An 18,011-nucleotide genomic window follows, 5' to 3' on the forward strand; every position below is an offset into this window, starting at 1 on the left:
ATCTCCTTTTTCTTCTTAATCTTCATAATTCTTTTTCCAGCCTGATCCTGTTGTATACTGCATATATTTCCACAAACAGATAAACCGCTACCAGGGTGAGCACGATTTCTGGAGATATCCCCATAAACCCAAACGCCAGAATAACTGCGCCGAAAACATATGTCATGATATTAAATGCCTTTGCTTTTGCGATATTTCCAAGTGTAATATTTCTCTCGTCATTTTTGTTTATTTCATTCTGATGCTCTATATCAGGATGTTTCCTGTATACGCGCTTTGTATACAACTCCCCGAATCCATAGCCGAACATCCCGCAGCCAATACCGATAAGGCCATAGGGCAGGCCCTTCAGCGACTCCTGGAAAAACTCGATGTAAGATAAGGCTGGCCCGCCAATGATCAGAATCAGCCCGGCTGCAGTAATAAGATAATTTTTATACCTTTTCGTGCGAAGCACGCCCATCCGTAAGGATCTGAATTTTGGGATGCACGTAGGTGTATACCTTTTCATTTTGTCTCCTCCTCATAAATAAAAATCTGCTCAATGGTCGTTCCGAAAAAACGTGCGATTTTAAAAGCAAGTATGATTGACGGGTTATATCTTCCGTTTTCCAGTGAACCGATCGTCTGTCTCGATACCTCAAGGGCTGCAGCCAATTCTTCCTGGTTGATCCCCCGCTGTTTCCTGATTTCCTCCAATCGATTTTTCACACAGCCACCTCCTTCTATGGAAAGTTTGCTTTCCATATCTTGAGTATACCACAGATCCGCAGAATGTCAAGTAAGCTTTCCATTAAAACAAAAAAAATTACCCGGGGTGCACAAAGCACACTCCGGGCGTTTTAATATATTTTATATCTCATTGCCTGCGGCGTTTTTGGACTGCTCCAGGCATCTTCTGACAGCCACAGCACAGATAACTGCCTGATAGCTTCTTATTCTTGGGAAATGCAGAACAAGCTCTTTTTCTTTTATCTTTACCTTTACAGACTTTTTCAGACCCTTCAGACATCCTGCTTCCTGCCAGATATCCAGATTCTCTATGACCTTTTCGCCATTAACGGCCACATCAAATATCCGCCATCCTCTGCAGTCCATGCCTCCGCCGATACCATACCAGGGTTCTGTAAAGTACAGCTCCAGCTCGTATTCGCCAGGCTCTGCCTCAAAATGATAAGCCAGCTTTTCCCTGCCATAGCGGTAGGACTGGAATAATTCCTGATCCCGGGAATTTATGATTGGATCATATGTCCTTCCTTCACTTCCAATCTCATCCTCCACATTGTCATACTCCATTCCCCAGGAAGTCCACCCATATCCTCTGCCGGTCCATTTTCTGTCACAATACCACTTATTGCCGTTGACATCCTCATAATCTTTGCCTCCGCAGTTGACCCTGTAGAGATATCCGTCTTCTCTGCCCTCATCGGGAAGCGTCAGATTTAGCGCCCCCTCATAAAGCCTTCCTGCATTTTCAGGCTCCAAAAGCCCTTCCAGCAGAACAGTGTCCCGGGCTGCCGGCTGTCCATCCACATACCCGACGGCATACAGCATCCCCCTCTCCACACTGACATTCTCAAACAGGAACGGTACACCTGTACTTCCTCTCCTCTTCTTTCCCAGAAGCCTGCTCTCATAATCGTTATAGAGTTCCACCTCATCGCAGTTGGAATAGACAGTCACATCGCATGTACGTGGTCCATCTATAAACCTGTCAGGCCATGTATGGGAGACAATATAGATCATAGGCTCACACCTGCCGCTTGTATAATGTGAGCGGTACATGTAAAAACAGTCTGTGGGCTCTCCCCAGCTGGTCAGCAGACCCTTGCTGTTCACTACCCCCACTGCATTGCTGCCCCTGCCGTCCAGACAGTAGAGCGTCTCTCTTCCGGGATTGGCATGTGCGTTAAATATCCACTGGAAATGACCTGCCACATAATTTTTCTGTTTTTCTATCTCCTCCACCTTCTTCTGCAGGCAGTAACAGAAAAGCTCCTCACTCACATCCCCGCCTGTATTCTGGCGCTCTTCCATGCTGCCTTCCTCATGTTTCCCCAGAACCCTGTACTGGCCGTACTCACCTACCAGCTTCTGTCTTCTGATATCAGCACCGTAATCAGATACGGTTCCCCCATAAGTGCCGCTCCAGTTCTGTGGAATATTCCAGTCGCTTCCGCTTCCCCCGTTGCATGTGGCAGTCTTCCTCTGCCCTGATGTGGTTGGGTCCAGCTCTCTGATCTCTCTAGTCAGTTCAGCAGTAAAAGATTCCGGCAGCATAGACTCATTCTGGATCCCCCAGAGGATCAGGCTGGGACTGTTGCGCCTCTCCCTCACCCATTCTCTTGTCAGGTTCCTGAAGTTCTCTCTGAATTCTTCCGTATCGAAATAGAGATGTGCCCCCATCTGTGCCCAGTAGAGTATTCCGTTCCTGTCACAATAATCCATATACCGCAGGTTATGCGGACAATGTGCCTCTCTGAAAGCATTGAACCCGGCGGCCCTGATCTGGCGCATCCTGGCTTCTATCTGCTCTGTATCAAATGCATGGTCATTCCCCATAAGGTGCTCATATTCACATGTACCATTTATCAGGACGGGCTTTCCGTTAAGGAAGAAACGGTGGGGCTTCTCCCCGGCCCTGGCCGGCTGCTTATAGGGATATGCCTTGTTGGCTGTCTCCGCAGTCCTATACACTCCAAAGGGTGTCTTTACCTGCATAGGTTCGGTAAGGCGTCCTTCCAAATCCCTCAGGGTGCTTGCCACCTGATGATAATAAGGTGCCGTTTCCGACCATCTGTCAAGGAACTGCAGGCTCTCTGTCTTCTGGAAAATCACTTTTCTTTCTCCCGGCTGCAGCGCAGCACTCTGCTTCAGATCCGCGATGGACTTCGTCCTGTTATATGTCTGGACAAAGGATTCCAGTTCCACCCGGTGGGGGACAGTATCCAGATTCTCCACCTCTGTCTCTATTTCAATGACAGTATCCTCCGATGCCAGGTCAGATATCCTTATTTTGACTCCTCCGTCCGTGATACGGACTTTTGGGCTGCTGCTGCATTTTACCACTTCATTAAAGTAGTGGTTCTCTCTGCCGGGTCTGGCTGTCAGCAGCTCCTGATCAAGTACCTGTCCTTCATCATCCCCAAAATTTTCCCACTCCAGGAACCTGATCCCAAAACTGTTCCTGACATGGTCTGATACGCCGTCTTTTACAATGACATCTGTACTGACCTCATATACAGCCGGATTATCCAAATCCCACAGCTCATATTTATCCAGCTTTACTGACTGTACATCTGTCTTACTGCCTTTCGCCTCCAGTTTTATCTCTTTCTCAAGCCCGGCACACAGACTGCCGTCCGGCCCTTTGATCCTGTGGACAATAGTAACCTCGGCCTCCTGCTCCCTGAAGCTGCATATTTCTGTGGTGACTGTGATCTTTACAAGACCGTCTTCTTCTTTTTCACAGATGACGGCCACGCCAAACGGCTCAACTCGTACACTGCCTGTCTGATAACATGATACAGGCCTGAAAATCCCCAGCGGCTGGGAGCCTTCTGTATTCGGCGTGCCCCAGCAGCCTCCGCACACCCATGGAAGGTCATCGATTTTTTCCGGATGGTCAGTCCTCACAAGGATCTGGTTCTCCCCCTGCCATTTTAGCGCCCCGGTAATGTCAGCAGTATAACATGTCCTGCCTCCCTTGTGCCCGCCAATATATTTTCCATTCACCCAGAGCGACATATAGGAGCCTGCGCCTTCAAATTCCAGAAATGTATGTTTCTCTTCTCCGCCGTATTTCATGCTTTCCGGGATCTCAAGCTTCCTGCTATACCAGGCCGTGCCGTGCAGGTTTCCGTGAGAGAGACGGCGGTATCCCTGGTAATCCTCCCAGTTGTGGGGCAGATCCACTGTCTTGTCCCAGTCTTCATCCTTAAATGCTTTGCCCTGCAATTCCTCACAAGGCACAGACTCAAACCTGGTACGCCAGCCCTCGTTTATGTACTGCTTTTCTCTGTATTCCATAGTATGTATCCTGCATCCATGATCAGCCCTTTACAGATCCGATCATGACTCCTTTCACAAAATATTTCTGTATAAATGGATATATCACTAACACCGGTATTGTACTCACTACGATCAGGGCATATTTTATTACATCTGCTATCTGGGCGATCTGCATCTGCAGCTCAGGGTCTGTGACAGTAGACGGATCTATCTGATTTGCTATGAGGATCTCCTTCAGGAAGATAGGCAGTGAAAACAGCTCCCGGGAATTCAGGTAGAGCATGGGATTAAAATATGAGTTCCAGTGTCCCACCCCATAAAAAAGTACAAGCACGGCGATGATAGCCTTGGACAGCGGCAGCACGATCATTGTAAAATATTTGATGTCGCTGCACCCGTCGATCTTTGCTGCATCCAGCAGTTCACCCGGGATACTGTTTTTAATAAATGTCCTGGCTATTATAAGGTTATAGACCCCTACAGCTCCCGGGATAACCATGGACCAGATAGAATCCAGCATATGCAGGGAACGTATCAGCATATATGTAGGTATCATACCGCCGCTGAAAAACATGGTAAAAGTAAATATAAGCATGATCTTATTCGTTCCCGGCACATCGTCCCTGGAAAGCGCATAAGCTGATATCATAGTCATTACAAGATTTATCAGTGTACCTACTACTGTATACACGATTGAATTTTTAAAGCCGATCAGAATATCTTTATTGTGGAATACTGTCTTGTATCCCTCCAGGCTGAAATCCACAGGCCAGAGAAATACTTTTCCGGCAGACACTGCCTGGCCTGATGAAAATGATGCCGCCACCACAAAGACAATAGGGTACAGCACTGCCAGAAGAAAGAGGGACAGACCGATCCCTGAAATTATATAAAAGGTCCTGTCGCTTCCCCCTGTCCCGCGCAGTCTTTTCTTTTTCACTGATTTATTCTCCATCATACTCCTCCTCTAAAAGATCCCATTTCCGCTCAGCCTCTTGCTCAGCCAGTTGACAGAGACTAGCAGAACAAAATTTATCACGGAATTAAACATACCGATCGCCGTAGACAATGAGAAATCACCGATTCCCCTTGCAAGTCCCACTTTGTATACATAGGTGGAGATAACCTCGCTGGAAGCAATATTTAAGTCGTTCTGCAGGAGGAGCACCTTCTCAAATCCCACATTCATAATATTTCCCGCTGCCAGTATCAGCATGATAGTTGCTGTAGGCATGATACTTGGCCAGTCCACGTAGCGCACCCGCTGGAATCTGGATGCACCGTCGATCTTTGCGGCTTCGTGGAGTGACGGATCTACATTTGCAAGCGCAGCGATGTAGATAATTGCGCTGTATCCTGTTGTCTGCCAGACGCTGGACCATACATAGACATGTTTAAAGGATGAGGCTTTTCCCAGAATATCGGGCGCCACTTTTCCTGTAAACAGGGAATAGAGGGCGCCGTATATGCCTGTCCTGTAATTGAGCACCTGCATTACAAGCCCTACCATAACTACAGTAGAAATAAAGTATGGTATATAAGTAGTAGTCTGCACCACTTTATTAAAGCGTTTCCCCGGAAATGAGTTCAGAATGAGCGCAAATATAATCGGGACCGGAAATGTGATAAGCAGGCTGTATACAGATACTGTAAGCGTATTCTTCAGGACCTGGGTAAACTTGTATGAAGAAAAGAATTTTTGAAAATTGGCCAGACCTACAAAATCACTTCCCCATATCCCTTTAGTCATATCATAATCTTTGAAAGCCATGACAAGTCCGCCCATGGGAATATATGCAAAAATCAGAATATAGGCCAAAGGCAGGAGTAACAGAAGGTAAATCTGCCACCTCGCTTTTATCTGCTTTTTAAGCAGATCCCTCTGGGCTGCCTTCCGCCGCTTTTTATCAACTGCCGTAACCGCACAGGTTTTCATTTATATCCTCCTTCTTGAAAGGGGAACCGTTTTACTGGCTCCCCTCCCTGATCTGCTATTTTTTACTGTTCAGTACCTTATTTCTCTATCCTGTCATAAGCTGTCTGAGCTACATCCAGCCATTCCTGGAGCCCCATGTTCTCCAGATCACTCAGATAATTATCCCAATCGCTTAACGGACGGTTTCCTGTGACAAATTCTGCCAGGCTCTGTTTCACATATGTCAGAACATTTTCCTGGATCTCTGCCAGCTTCTCAGCTTCATCATTTGTATACTTCAGAACAGGAAGCACTTTCTCAGGATGGGCTTCCATATAATACTCTGCAGACTGCTGTCTTGTAAGAGATGTATAATCCACTGCATCTGAACCTGCCATCTGGTCACTGTTGATTCCGCGGTAATCCTCCAGGCTTGTGTAGCGGGGTCCTACATTATACCAGTGTTTGTTCTGTACACTTGACCACACTGTGTTGAGCTGTACAAGTGAACATGGGATATCCCAGAGATCTTCATAGAGACCCTTGTACTCTTTACATTTTTCTGCATCAGTCGTCCAGTCTACCCCTTCCTCACCATAGCGTACTGTGAGAGATACATCATTTCTATAGAAGAAGTCTCCTACCTTAAATGCCAGTTCCGGATTTTTACAGTCTTTCGTAATCAGGTAGGCCGGTGTTGGCGTATACTCATTGTATGCAGCATATGCAATTCCTTCAGGCCCTTTAAGAGGCGCCAGCAGCTCCATTTCCTGGAAATTTGCATTTTCCTGTGCACCGCTCCAATATCCAAACCCGCCGGCAGCACATGAGCCAGTGATCTGTGTCTCATTGCTCAGCACACTTGTAAACTGTGTAGCATCCTGAGTGAACATTGCAGGAGAGAGGATCCCCTCACTGCAGAGCTTATTCATATATTCAAGCCCTGCCTTCCATCCTTCTGATGCAAACGGAGCAGTTACCTTTGTTCCATCCTCATCTAAGGCAAGCCCGCCGTTAGACTGGTCTCCGTTGTAGAATACGAAGGAATTCATGATATAATAAGCAGGATTACATCCCCAGCCGTCTGTACAGCCGGTGATTCCGATCTCGTCGGCAGTTCCGTTTCCATTCGGGTCCTGTTCAACAAACGCTTTCATAACTTCATAAAACTCATCTGTAGTCGTAGGTGTCTCAAGATTCAGTTTCTCCAGCCATGCCTTATTGATCCAGAACCTGAACGGTGTCATATTCCAGTCCTCAGGAGTATTCTGGGTCAGGCAGTAGATATTCCCATCCGGGCTGGTTGATGCACTTATCATCTTCTCCTGGTCCTCCTCAGGAATCTGGGAGAAGTTTACTGCCAGATCCTTATTTTCCAGATATTCATTTAATGGAATGAATATCCCCTTGCTTCCATAATCAGCTATCTCCAGGTCAGTAAACTGATTATTTGCGACTACCACTACATCAGGAAGCGTTGTATTTGAGGATGCCATGATCGCAAATTTGGATTTTGCATCATCAACTGCACTTGGAAGATAGACAAATTCCAGATTCACGTTACATTCCTGCTCAATCAGCTGTGTCAGATAATTAGTTTCATAATCCTCTACATTACTGTTCTGTGCAAGACCTATTGTAAGAGTCTCCTTTTCCTCGCCTGCCTCCGCCTGAGTACCTGGAACGAACAGTCCTGCTGTCATTGCAAGTGCAAGTGCAAAAGCCGTAGCCTTTCTCATACCATTGTGTTTCTTCATAATTACCCTCCTTATTGATTTGGTTATCCGGTGTGCACCGGTGATGCCATTATAATGCCAGTTTTAAACTTAAACGTAAAGTTTCACTTCCCCAATTCGTTCCCACATGGTAAGAATTCCACACTCCCATTTTCCTCCCGCACTCCCAGATCCCCGGATTTACTGAGGTTTTCAGGGGTCTGGGCGGCTTTTCGATTCGCCGCCTGGCTTTGGCCCGTTGCCCGCAGGAATAAAAATTCCGGCGCCATTTTCTTGTCACAGATAAATGCGCCGGAATCTCCTACTCATCTTTTTTAAAATTTTCTCTGAATTTTCCAGGTGAAATGCCTTTATTTTTTGAGAAGACCCTGTAAAATGTATTCGCCGACCCGAAGCCGGATTTTTCCGCTACTGCCGTATTAGAAAGCCCGGTGGTCAGAAGAAGTTCCTCCGCACGCCCCATACGCAGCTGCTCCAGATATGCCGCAAATGTGGTCCCTGTCTGTTCCTTGATGAACTGGTACAGGTATTTCTCCGATATCCCGATATCCTGGCTCAGCCGGGCGGCCGTCAAACCCGGATCACAGAAATTAGATTCCAGATAACCGATGATGGACTCCTTCAATTCCACGTTTTTACTCTTTTTATTATTCCTGACTACCTCACACAGCTTCAGGGCCAGCTCTCTTAAGGATTCCATCAGGACCTCGAACTTTATATCAGCCCTGTATTCAGGAAGCTTCAGCTGGCAGCCCGAAAAGATCTGCTGTTCCAGCAGCCCGGCTTCCACATTTCTGACTGCGTAAAAAGCCTCTTCCCTGTGTATCTCATACAGCGGGGCGTTCCTCCTGAAATTTTTAATTATTTTATCAAACAGCTGCCCTGCAGCTTCCTCTTCAGCACACAGCACAAGATTTGTCAGCTTCTGCATAAACTCCAGATCCACCAATGCCGGAAGGCGGCTCTCCCCTTTCAGCAGATAATAATTTCCCACTGTGTTTGTGTGCTCCACCTCAAAGGCCTGAAGCACCTGGATAGCCTGAACGTAACAGGAGTGCAGGTTTTCCAGCCCCTTCCCTATGGCGCTTATGCCCGCCGGAAATGTTATGCCATATTCTGCCGACAGGCCGGTTATCAGCTTCTCAAATTTCTCCTGGAGCTGGTTTACATTTGTCACATCATTAAGGCTGCGGGGTATCAGAAATATCTCCTGGCTGCTTCCTGAAAGGACACTCATAAATGGATGCTCCAGCCCCAGCAGCTCATCCATCCTTGTCCTGGCTTCCAGGGATATCTCAGGTGAAAGTCCTGCACACTCTGCATCTATCTTCATCACAGCCACACAATAATACTCAATATCCACAGAAAACACCTGTCTGAACCTCTGCCTGCTCTCTTCTGTATAGAGTCCCTGCAGAAGAGCATTTTCCAGTATACTGTTTTTCATCTGGTTTTCCAGAAGAGTTACCTTAGTCCTGTACTCCTCTCTCGTCTGAGCCATCTGGCTGAAAGACTGGCTCAAAAGGTCGTACTCATTTTTCGCTGTGGTGACCTCTGCGTCACTCTTTGATACTACATCAGTGATCAGACCATGCATACTGCGGTACTCCCTGCCCGCCAGAATGAGGGAGAGGACAACTGCCGCACCCAGTCCCAGAAAGACATAGAGGATCAGCATGCCCATCAGCTCCAGGATATAACGCTGCACTGTCTCACTTGAAAATCCTGCCCTCACCTTCAGTATCTTTTCTGAACCTTCGTAGACTGCATAGCGGTAGCTCTTATCTCCCTCACTGAAAGCCCGCTGCCCGTCGCCATCCTGGGCTGCCCCGCTGCCAAACACCAGATTATCCCCGGAATCATACAGCTGAAGGACGGCCTTCCTGTCCCCTTCATTTCCAAGCAGCAGATCCAGTATCTTTTCCTGCTCTATGACAAATACAACTGCCACACTTTCATCCACAAGGCTGGCCTGCCCGCCCAGAGAAGGTCTGATCACGCAGAGGATGGGATTTTCTGTTTCAGTCATAATCCCATACTTATTATATTTTAAATACTCTCCCGGCATCAGATACATTTTCTGTTCCTGTCCGAATACTATCTGTTTGAAATCCCGGGCGCTTATGCCCTCAAACTGAAAAAATTCCCCATAATAGTTTTGGAAGGCATCCGTCACCTGGGTATTGGAGATATAGCAGTCATTATTCTGAAACATCATAAATTCCATGGACGCAAAATCATAGAGGATACTGATATTTTTTAGCTGCTCTTCCAGTGCATTCAGATATACATACTCTGAGATCTTCAGTTCACCTTCAACTGATTTCAAATAATTCAGGCTGGTGACCTGCCTCAGGGTCTCCGTCATGCTGCTCATTCTTGTCAGCTGGTTCTCCAGCTTATCCAGACCGCTCTGCAGCCTCCAGGTATTCTCCTCCATCACATTCCGCTCTGTGATCTGGTATGCACGCATTACCAGCAAAAGGCTGCTGATCAATACAATTACAAATATTCCGCAGTACCTTCCAAGATATTTTAAAAACAGTTTTTTATTCTTCATCTTCTGACACACCATCCCGCCTGTACTTTGTTGTAATTCAGCCATCCTCAATAATACTATTGTAAAATAAAATCTGAAATGGTGCAACAAAAAAGAGCCTTTTGTAAAAGGCTCCATTATTTTCAATTTTATGTTTTTATAATTTCTATGCAAATACTGCCTGCTGAATCAGGCTGAGGGATGCGATCCTTCTGTAGAGCAGCTCCACTACTGCTGCCACCACCTGTCTGCACAGGTCAACGATATATCTCACATCTTCTTCCACACTGCGTTTGAATTTTAAGTACTCTGCATGAGAATTCTCTATAAATTTAATCAATGATTCCACTGTATAAAATTTCATGATCTCCGGCTGGTTTTCCTGAGCTTCACCGCTTCTGATATATTCTTTCAAACGGAGCTTCAGCTCCTTCTCGTACATGCAGTGGTCTTTCAGATTGCCGTCATATGTGGTATTATGAGGAAATGTAAAGTAATCCGCCACATAGTGGATGACCTCTCCAAGTCTTCTCCAGTAAACTCTCTCATTCCGCTCATTCAGGTCACAGTCAACTGTGAGATTCCTGAGGGATTTCTGCACTTCTGTAAAGGTCCCGGCAAATTCATGTTTTTTTGTCAGAAAAGACGGCTTACAGTCCGGCAGGATGCTTCCAAGATAGAATGCTTTCCTGTGGTTATCCAGTTCCAGTGTATCGATATCATTAACAATATACTTCGCCAGTGAAATATGTGATTTCTTTCTCAATATAAAACCTCCAAAATACAATGACCGGCAATCCCGTTTCCCCAAACTGATACCGGATTATTAATTTTTACCCACCTTCTTCATTGTATTCGTTCAGTTCCCAAAATGCAAGCAGAATTTACTTTTAATTTAACCAAAAAAATCCCGGGCTGACGGCAGGATTAAGGAATTTTTAACAATTCCTCAATCCCACATTTATTAATTGTCTTAAGCCCGGACACAACATCTTGTTAAAATATCTTAAATTTCTGCAATATTGATCAATGTCAGTTTCTTTATATCTGTGTTTTCAAGGCTCGTGATCAGAGCTTTTGCCGTCTCCATGGCAGTAAGCACATTGACTCCTGTCTCTATTGCATTCCTCCTGATCAGGAAGCCATCCTTTGCATGCTCGATCCCCTGTGCCGGAGTATCAATGACCAGATCGATCTCATGACCAAGGATAAGATCCATCAGATTTGGTGATTCCTGCTCGATCTTATTGATCCTGCTGCAGTGCACACCGCCAGCCTGAAGAGCCTTGTACGTGCTTCTTGTGGCATATATCTTATAGCCTATGGCCTCAAAGCGTCTTCCGATCTCCACTGCATCAGGCTTATCAGCATCCTTCACAGTGATGATCATGTTCTTATATTTGGGAAGATTGATCCCCGCGCCCAGGAAGGCTTTATAGAGCGCCTCGTTAAAGGTCTTTGCGATTCCCAGACATTCACCTGTGGATTTCATCTCCGGTCCCAGGCTGATATCAGCGCCGCGGATCTTTTCAAATGAGAATACAGGCATCTTGATGGCATAATATTCTGCTTCCGGCTGAAGTCCTGGTGTGTATCCCAGTTCCCTGATCTTCCTGCCCAATATGACCTTTGTGGCCAGGGGCACGATAGGTATCCCGGTAACCTTGCTGATATACGGCACAGTACGGCTGGAACGGGGATTGACCTCTATCACATAGACTTCTTCACCGCATACGATGAACTGGATATTGATGAGCCCTATAACATGCAGGGAGCGTGCCAATTTCCTTGTGTAGTCCTCAATTGTCCTCTTTACATTCTCATTGATGCTCTTCGCGGGATATACAGAGATACTGTCACCTGAATGTATCCCCGCGCGCTCGATATGCTCCATGATACCCGGAATCAGGATATCCTCGCCGTCGCACACGGCATCCACTTCGATTTCCTTGCCTACCAGATATTTGTCTACAAGTATGGGGTGCTCCTGTGCGATCCTGTTGATAATACCGATAAATTCGTCTATATCCTCATCCTGGATGGCGATCTGCATTCCCTGTCCGCCCAGCACATAAGAGGGTCTTACCAGCACAGGATATCCCAGCTCATTTGCAGCTTTCTTGGCCTCCTCTGCTGTAAATACAGTATGTCCGGCTGGTCTTGGGATGCCGCAGTCTTCCAGTATCTTGTCAAACAATTCTCTGTCTTCAGCTGCATCTACATTTTCAGCAGAAGTGCCCAGGATGGGAACTCCCATTTTCATCAGGCTCTCTGTCAGCTTGATGGCTGTCTGGCCTCCGAACTGCACTACGGCTCCGTCCGGTTTCTCAATATTTACTACATTTTCCACGTCTTCAGGTGTGAGCGGTTCAAAATACAGCTTATCTGCTATATCGAAATCTGTACTGACTGTCTCCGGATTGTTATTGATGATGATAGTCTCATATCCCTCTTTTGCAAATGCCCAGGTACAGTGCACAGAACAGAAGTCGAACTCAATACCCTGGCCGATACGGATAGGACCAGAGCCGAGCACCAGCACTTTCTTGCGGCCTTTAGTCTCCTTCGCCTCATTTTCACTGCCAAACACAGAATAATAATATGGAGTGGACGCCTCGAATTCTGCTGCACATGTATCTACCATCTTATATGCGGCTACGATGCCGTTTTCATAGCGCATCTTCTTGATCTCTTCTTCTGTCTTTCCAGTCAGGTCCGCTATCACATTATCCGGGAACTCTATGCGTTTAGCTTCTTTTAAAAGCTCTGCTGTCAGCTCCTGAGTCTTCAGCGCATTCTCCATCTCCACAAGGACAGCCAGCTTATCTATGAACCAGAGGTCGATCTTGGTGATCTCGTGTATCTGTTCATATGTCATCCCCCGGCGCAGGGCTTCAGCGATCGTCCAGATACGCCTGTCATCTACCTTATGCAGCTGCTTTACCAGTTCTTCTTCCGTCAGTCCGGTAAAATCATATGACATAAGGCTGTCCACATGCTGCTCAAGGGACCTGACAGCCTTCATAAGAGCGCCCTCAAAGTTATCGCAGATACTCATGACCTCGCCTGTAGCCTTCATCTGTGTAGTCAGCGTTCTCTTTGCACTGATGAATTTGTCAAACGGTAACCTTGGGATCTTTACAACACAGTAGTCCAGCATTGGTTCAAAGCTTGCATAAGTCTTGCCTGTGATAGCATTTTTGATCTCATCAAGTGTATAGCCCAGAGCGATCTTGGCTGCCACCTTTGCAATGGGATAACCTGTGGCCTTTGACGCCAGGGCAGATGAACGGCTCACACGGGGGTTTACCTCGATGACACAGTACTCAAAGCTGTCCGGGTTTAAAGCATACTGTACATTGCATCCGCCTGTTATATTCAGTTCACTGATGATATTTAATGCGGAAGTACGCAGCATCTGGTACTCTTTGTCCCCCAGTGTCTGTGAAGGGGCCACAACGATACTGTCTCCTGTATGAACACCAACAGGGTCGATATTCTCCATATTGCAGACTGTGATGCAGTTGCCCAGGCTGTCGCGCATCACCTCATACTCAATTTCCTTCCATCCTGCGATACAGCGCTCTACAAGTACCTGGCCCACCCTTGAAAGGCGGAGTCCATTTTCCAGTATCTCTACCAGCTCCTCTTCACAGGCTGCGATTCCGCCGCCGCTGCCCCCAAGTGTATAAGCAGGGCGCAGAACGATGGGATAGCCTATCTTTTTCGCAAACGCCACGCCGTCCGGCACATTTTCAACTACCTGTGACGCTGCCACAGGCTCGCCGATCTTTTCCATTGTGCTCTTGAACTCAAGGCGGTCCTCCGCTTTTTTGATCGTCTCAGATGTAGTGCCTATGAGCTTCACATCATTATCCCTTAAAAAGCCTGCCTCTTCCAGCTCCATTGCCAGGTTCAGCCCGGCCTGGCCTCCCAGAGTCGGCAGCACGCTGTCCGGCTTTTCCTTTAAGATAAGCTGCTCCACCACCTCTACTGTCAGAGGTTCTATATATACCTTATCCGCAATGTCTTTATCTGTCATGATCGTAGCCGGATTTGAGTTTAAGAGGACTACTTCTATCCCCTCTTCTTTCAGGGAACGGCATGCCTGTGTCCCGGCATAGTCAAACTCTGCCGCCTGCCCGATTATGATCGGGCCTGAACCTATTACTAGTACTTTTTTAATATCCGGATTTTTGGGCATTATTTAGTCACCTCCATCATTTTCATAAACCTGTCAAATAAATAACCTGAGTCCTGCGGACCGGGGCTGGCTTCCGGATGGAACTGCACAGTGAATACATTTTTCCCTGTATAAGCCAGTCCTTCATTTGTGCTGTCATTTACATTCACAAACGCCGGTACTGCCACAGATGCATCCAGCTTATCAGTATCCACCACATAACCGTGATTCTGTGAGGAGATATAGACCCTGTTTGTCTCCAGGTCCTTCACCGGATGGTTTCCCCCCCTGTGTCCGTATTTCATCTTGTGGGTATCCGCACCATTTGCCAGGGCCATCAGCTGGTGTCCCAGGCAGATAGCAAAGATAGGGATATCTGTGTTGTACAGTTTGCGTATCTCTTCTATAATAGCTGTACATTCTTTTGGATCCCCGGGCCCGTTTGAAAGCATAATGCCGTCAGGATGTGATGCGATTATCTCTTCAGCCGGAGTGAAGGCAGGATAAACAGTGACCCGGCAGCCTCTTTTATTTAAACTTCCCGCTATGTTTTTCTTCGCCCCCAGATCGAGCAGAGCTACCGCAGGACCGTCCCCTTCCAGGACATATTTTTCCTTACAGGTCACTTTTTCTACTACATTTCCGGTTGTATAAGCTTTTAATTTGGGAAGTATTTCATCTAGATTATAATTCTCATTAGTGGTGATCATACCGTTCATGGTACCTTTTTCACGAAGAATCTTGGTGAGGGCACGTGTATCGATGCCGGCTATACCGGGGATATCGTGCTTTGTGAGGAAATTCTGGATAGTGTCTTCACTGCGGAAATTGCTGGGCATCCTGGATAATTCTCTTACAATATAACCATCCGGCCAGGGTTTTGCCGATTCCATATCTTCATGGCAGATGCCGTAATTGCCGATCAGCGGATATGTCATGACTACTGCCTGTCCTGCATATGACGGATCGGTCAGCACCTCCAAATATCCTGTCATCGATGTGTTGAATACGATCTCGCTGATGATCTCTTTTTGGGAACCGATGCTGGTTCCGGTGAATACTGTGCCGTCTTCTAGTATTAGAAATGCTTTCATGGGGCATCTTTTCCTTTCTATGGTGAAATTTTGAGGGTTTGTTTTTGGGGGGCGCGGCCTTGGGGCAGGATGCTCTGTGGATTCTGCAGGCCGCACGGCTCTTTGAGCGTGCTTTGCGGTTGGATGCGGGACACTGCTTTGGATTTTGCAGGCCGCACGGCTCTTCGAGCGTGCTTTGGGGCTGGGGGCGGGACACTGCTTTGGATTTTGCAGGCCGCACGGCTCTTCGAGCGTGCTTTGGGGGTTGGGGGCGGAAGTCACGTTAATTTCTGGGTGGCTTCTCACTACACCTGAGCTGTGCACATCTAAGATGCAGAGCATCTTAGATGTCGCGGGCGTTCGCCCTATGTCCAGGCTTAAAAGGGCGCCGGCATCTGCAAGCAGCTGCCGGTGTCCTTTTGAGCCTGGACGCACAGCTCATCGATTTCGCGCAAAAAAAGAGAACGCCATCAGGAATTCAGGCTGCCTATAGCCGCAAACTCTTTACCTGTGCGCTCCCCCTTGAACTGGTGTTGTGTTGCTTGGCTGTACATTTTAATGTATAGCAGACCAGTATGACTATAGGTTCTCAAATTGAAAAGATTTTACCACATACATCGACAGTTTTCAACTGTTTTTTTAGTGAATGCCGGAAAAGATATCTTCAGCTTATTTTAATGACCTCTCCGAACGGGAAGGACAGGGCGTTCCAGGCGGCTTTTTTTATCTCTTTTTTATGTATGGTAAAATACAGCATTTTTAAAAACTGGTTGTGTGAACAGATCAGGATATTGCTTTTTTCTTTTATATCCTCCTTGTCCAGACCTGTTCTTCTGAGAAAGGAGGATGCTCGCTCCCTTAGCTCTTCAAATGATTCTCCGCCCGGAGGGGCGGCGAATACATCAAGCCTGCTGCCTGTAAATTTATCAGGATATAAAGAAATCATCTCCTGCCTTGGCCTGCCCTCCATGTCTCCCAGATCACGCTCCAGCAATTCAATAGTATATTCAACTTCCCCGGCTTTATTCGTTTCCAGGAATTTTTCCAGTGTCTGCCTGCATCTTAGAGCTTCTGAGCAATATACCTTGTCTATCTGTACACCGCACTCCACTTGTCTGGCTTCTGATACAGGCAGCCGGATACTTCTTCCGTTTAACACATCTTTCATATTATTATCTGTCCTGAAGTGCCTCAGGGCATATATCTCTGTCATTTTTTCCGCCTCACCTTCCCCTGCTGCCTGAGTACTCGAATACTGGAGTCAGGGTCAGTTTTATTTCTCCGCGTACCATTCTGGACCCTATCCGCAGAAATTCTTCTCCATCCCCAAACTGCCTGAGCTGTTTCTCCGGGCAGGTTATCCGGGCTTTGGAATCGATGCGGATCTTCTTCACTCCCTCACCCACACCCAGAAGCAGATTTTCTCCGTCTGTGCCTACTGATCTTATTCTCTCTATCTTTTGCCCCCAGCCATGAGGGACGAGACACACCTTCCCTTTCCTTCCGCCAAGATCTGCCTGCCAGTTGTCTTTTCCTGTCTCAAATATGTATACTGGTTTTCCCGGCGCTGAGAACAGAGGTACCTGTGTTCCGGGAGGTTCAGCAAATGTCCCAATTGCGACAGAGCTGTCGGTAGGCATATAATAGTGATGTTTCACCCACTCCTGACCTCCTTCGCCGGAAATACTCCTGCCGTTGTCTATTTTATCCGCCAGCCACCTGTGTATCTTCTCATTATACTCCTCAAAATGGTGGGCCATAGTAATAAAATATCTGGCATCATCACCCGTCAGATATCTGATATACCGGCCGTTTTTTCCATTGAGTTTTTCTAATCTGTCCGCATACCAGTTTCCCTCTGCCGGATAAAGCCCCATATATGATTTTTTCAGGTCATTTGCCGATGAATGGAGGACAAGATAATACTCATCCCCTGTCTGGCTGCTCTCATTCCTTCCTATCATCAGGAAATGATTGCCTGAAGTAAAGCTGAACGAATATCCCTTTTCCTCATATGCATCTCTGAATATCTGTTCCAGGGATCTGTTTAATTCTTCCGGCCTCTTCAGGCGCCCCGGATCAAACTCTTTAAGCCTGAAGACGCTGCTGGTACACACATTAACAGTAGCATCCACAGGCACAACTGGGACCTCACACTTCCACGCAAGGAGCATCCCTGTTGCAAATCCTCCCGCAAGGCGGCATACATTATTTGGAAATCCCAGGTCTAATGAAGGAAATACCCTGCAGCCGCTGCATTCACTGCTGTCATATTTCTTTATTGCTTCATTAAACATTCTTCCTGTCTCCTGCAGATATGGCAGAAGCACCTTTTGTGACGCATCATTCTGGCCCCTCAGCAGATTATCTGCATCAAAAAGGTCTTCATAATGTAAAACAGTACTGCCCGGAATAAATGGAACTGACCGGGCGCCTGGATCAGACATACTGGCTGTTTTCATCTAAATAACTCCCTCTCTGATATTTTCCCCTAAAAAAGGAGAGCCAGTGCTAAAAAGCACTGGCAGTATGAAAAAGAAAAGTAACTATTCAG

General features: G+C 46.8%; 12 protein-coding genes. All 12 read right to left on the bottom strand.

Annotated elements, in window-relative coordinates; genetic code table 11:
* Positions 1–22: 22 nt before the first annotated feature.
* Positions 23–511, bottom strand: coding sequence for a hypothetical protein (locus tag NSB28_RS24015; RefSeq protein WP_109627209.1), 489 nt, complete (start codon positions 509–511; stop codon positions 23–25).
* A complete protein-coding gene (locus NSB28_RS24020) occupies positions 508–711 on the bottom strand; it encodes a helix-turn-helix transcriptional regulator (protein ID WP_109627211.1) in 204 nt (67 codons plus the stop codon). The genes NSB28_RS24015 and NSB28_RS24020 overlap by 4 nt, the downstream gene beginning before the upstream one ends.
* A gap of 141 nt (positions 712–852) precedes the next feature.
* Positions 853–4,029 (bottom strand): malectin domain-containing carbohydrate-binding protein, encoded by a 3,177-nt coding sequence (locus NSB28_RS24025; protein ID WP_109627213.1) that lies wholly within the window; start codon positions 4,027–4,029, stop codon positions 853–855.
* Between the two features lie 22 nt (positions 4,030–4,051).
* Positions 4,052–4,966: a carbohydrate ABC transporter permease gene (locus NSB28_RS24030; RefSeq protein WP_109627215.1), complete on the bottom strand. Its 915-nt coding sequence runs from the start codon at positions 4,964–4,966 to the stop codon at positions 4,052–4,054.
* A 12-nt stretch (positions 4,967–4,978) separates the two neighbouring features.
* Positions 4,979–5,947: an ABC transporter permease gene (locus NSB28_RS24035; protein ID WP_109627217.1), complete on the bottom strand. Its 969-nt coding sequence runs from the start codon at positions 5,945–5,947 to the stop codon at positions 4,979–4,981.
* A gap of 77 nt (positions 5,948–6,024) precedes the next feature.
* Complete coding sequence (locus NSB28_RS24040; RefSeq protein WP_109627219.1) at positions 6,025–7,683, bottom strand: type 2 periplasmic-binding domain-containing protein; 1,659 nt, start codon at positions 7,681–7,683, stop codon at positions 6,025–6,027.
* A gap of 280 nt (positions 7,684–7,963) precedes the next feature.
* On the bottom strand, positions 7,964–10,222 hold the full coding sequence (locus NSB28_RS24045) for a helix-turn-helix domain-containing protein (RefSeq protein WP_257497745.1): 2,259 nt from the start codon (positions 10,220–10,222) through the stop codon (positions 7,964–7,966).
* 145 nt (positions 10,223–10,367) lie between these two features.
* A complete protein-coding gene (locus NSB28_RS24050; RefSeq protein ID WP_109627223.1) occupies positions 10,368–10,967 on the bottom strand; it encodes a zinc dependent phospholipase C family protein in 600 nt (199 codons plus the stop codon).
* A gap of 240 nt (positions 10,968–11,207) precedes the next feature.
* Positions 11,208–14,405: a carbamoyl-phosphate synthase large subunit gene (carB, locus tag NSB28_RS24055; RefSeq protein WP_109627225.1), complete on the bottom strand. Its 3,198-nt coding sequence runs from the start codon at positions 14,403–14,405 to the stop codon at positions 11,208–11,210.
* Positions 14,405–15,478 carry a carbamoyl phosphate synthase small subunit gene (locus NSB28_RS24060; protein WP_109627227.1) on the bottom strand — a complete coding sequence of 358 codons (1,074 nt, stop codon included), beginning with the start codon at positions 15,476–15,478 and terminating at the stop codon, positions 14,405–14,407. Before NSB28_RS24060 ends, carB begins: the two co-directional genes overlap by 1 nt.
* Positions 15,479–16,121: 643 nt before the next feature.
* Positions 16,122–16,670 carry a histidine phosphatase family protein gene (locus NSB28_RS24065; protein ID WP_109627229.1) on the bottom strand — a complete coding sequence of 183 codons (549 nt, stop codon included), beginning with the start codon at positions 16,668–16,670 and terminating at the stop codon, positions 16,122–16,124.
* A 10-nt stretch (positions 16,671–16,680) separates the two neighbouring features.
* Positions 16,681–17,919, bottom strand: coding sequence for a hypothetical protein (locus NSB28_RS24070; RefSeq protein ID WP_109627231.1), 1,239 nt, complete (start codon positions 17,917–17,919; stop codon positions 16,681–16,683).
* Positions 17,920–18,011: the final 92 nt, after the last annotated feature.

This window comes from Murimonas intestini (genome assembly GCF_024622195.1).
Classification (GTDB): Bacteria; Bacillota; Clostridia; order Lachnospirales; family Lachnospiraceae; genus Murimonas; species Murimonas intestini.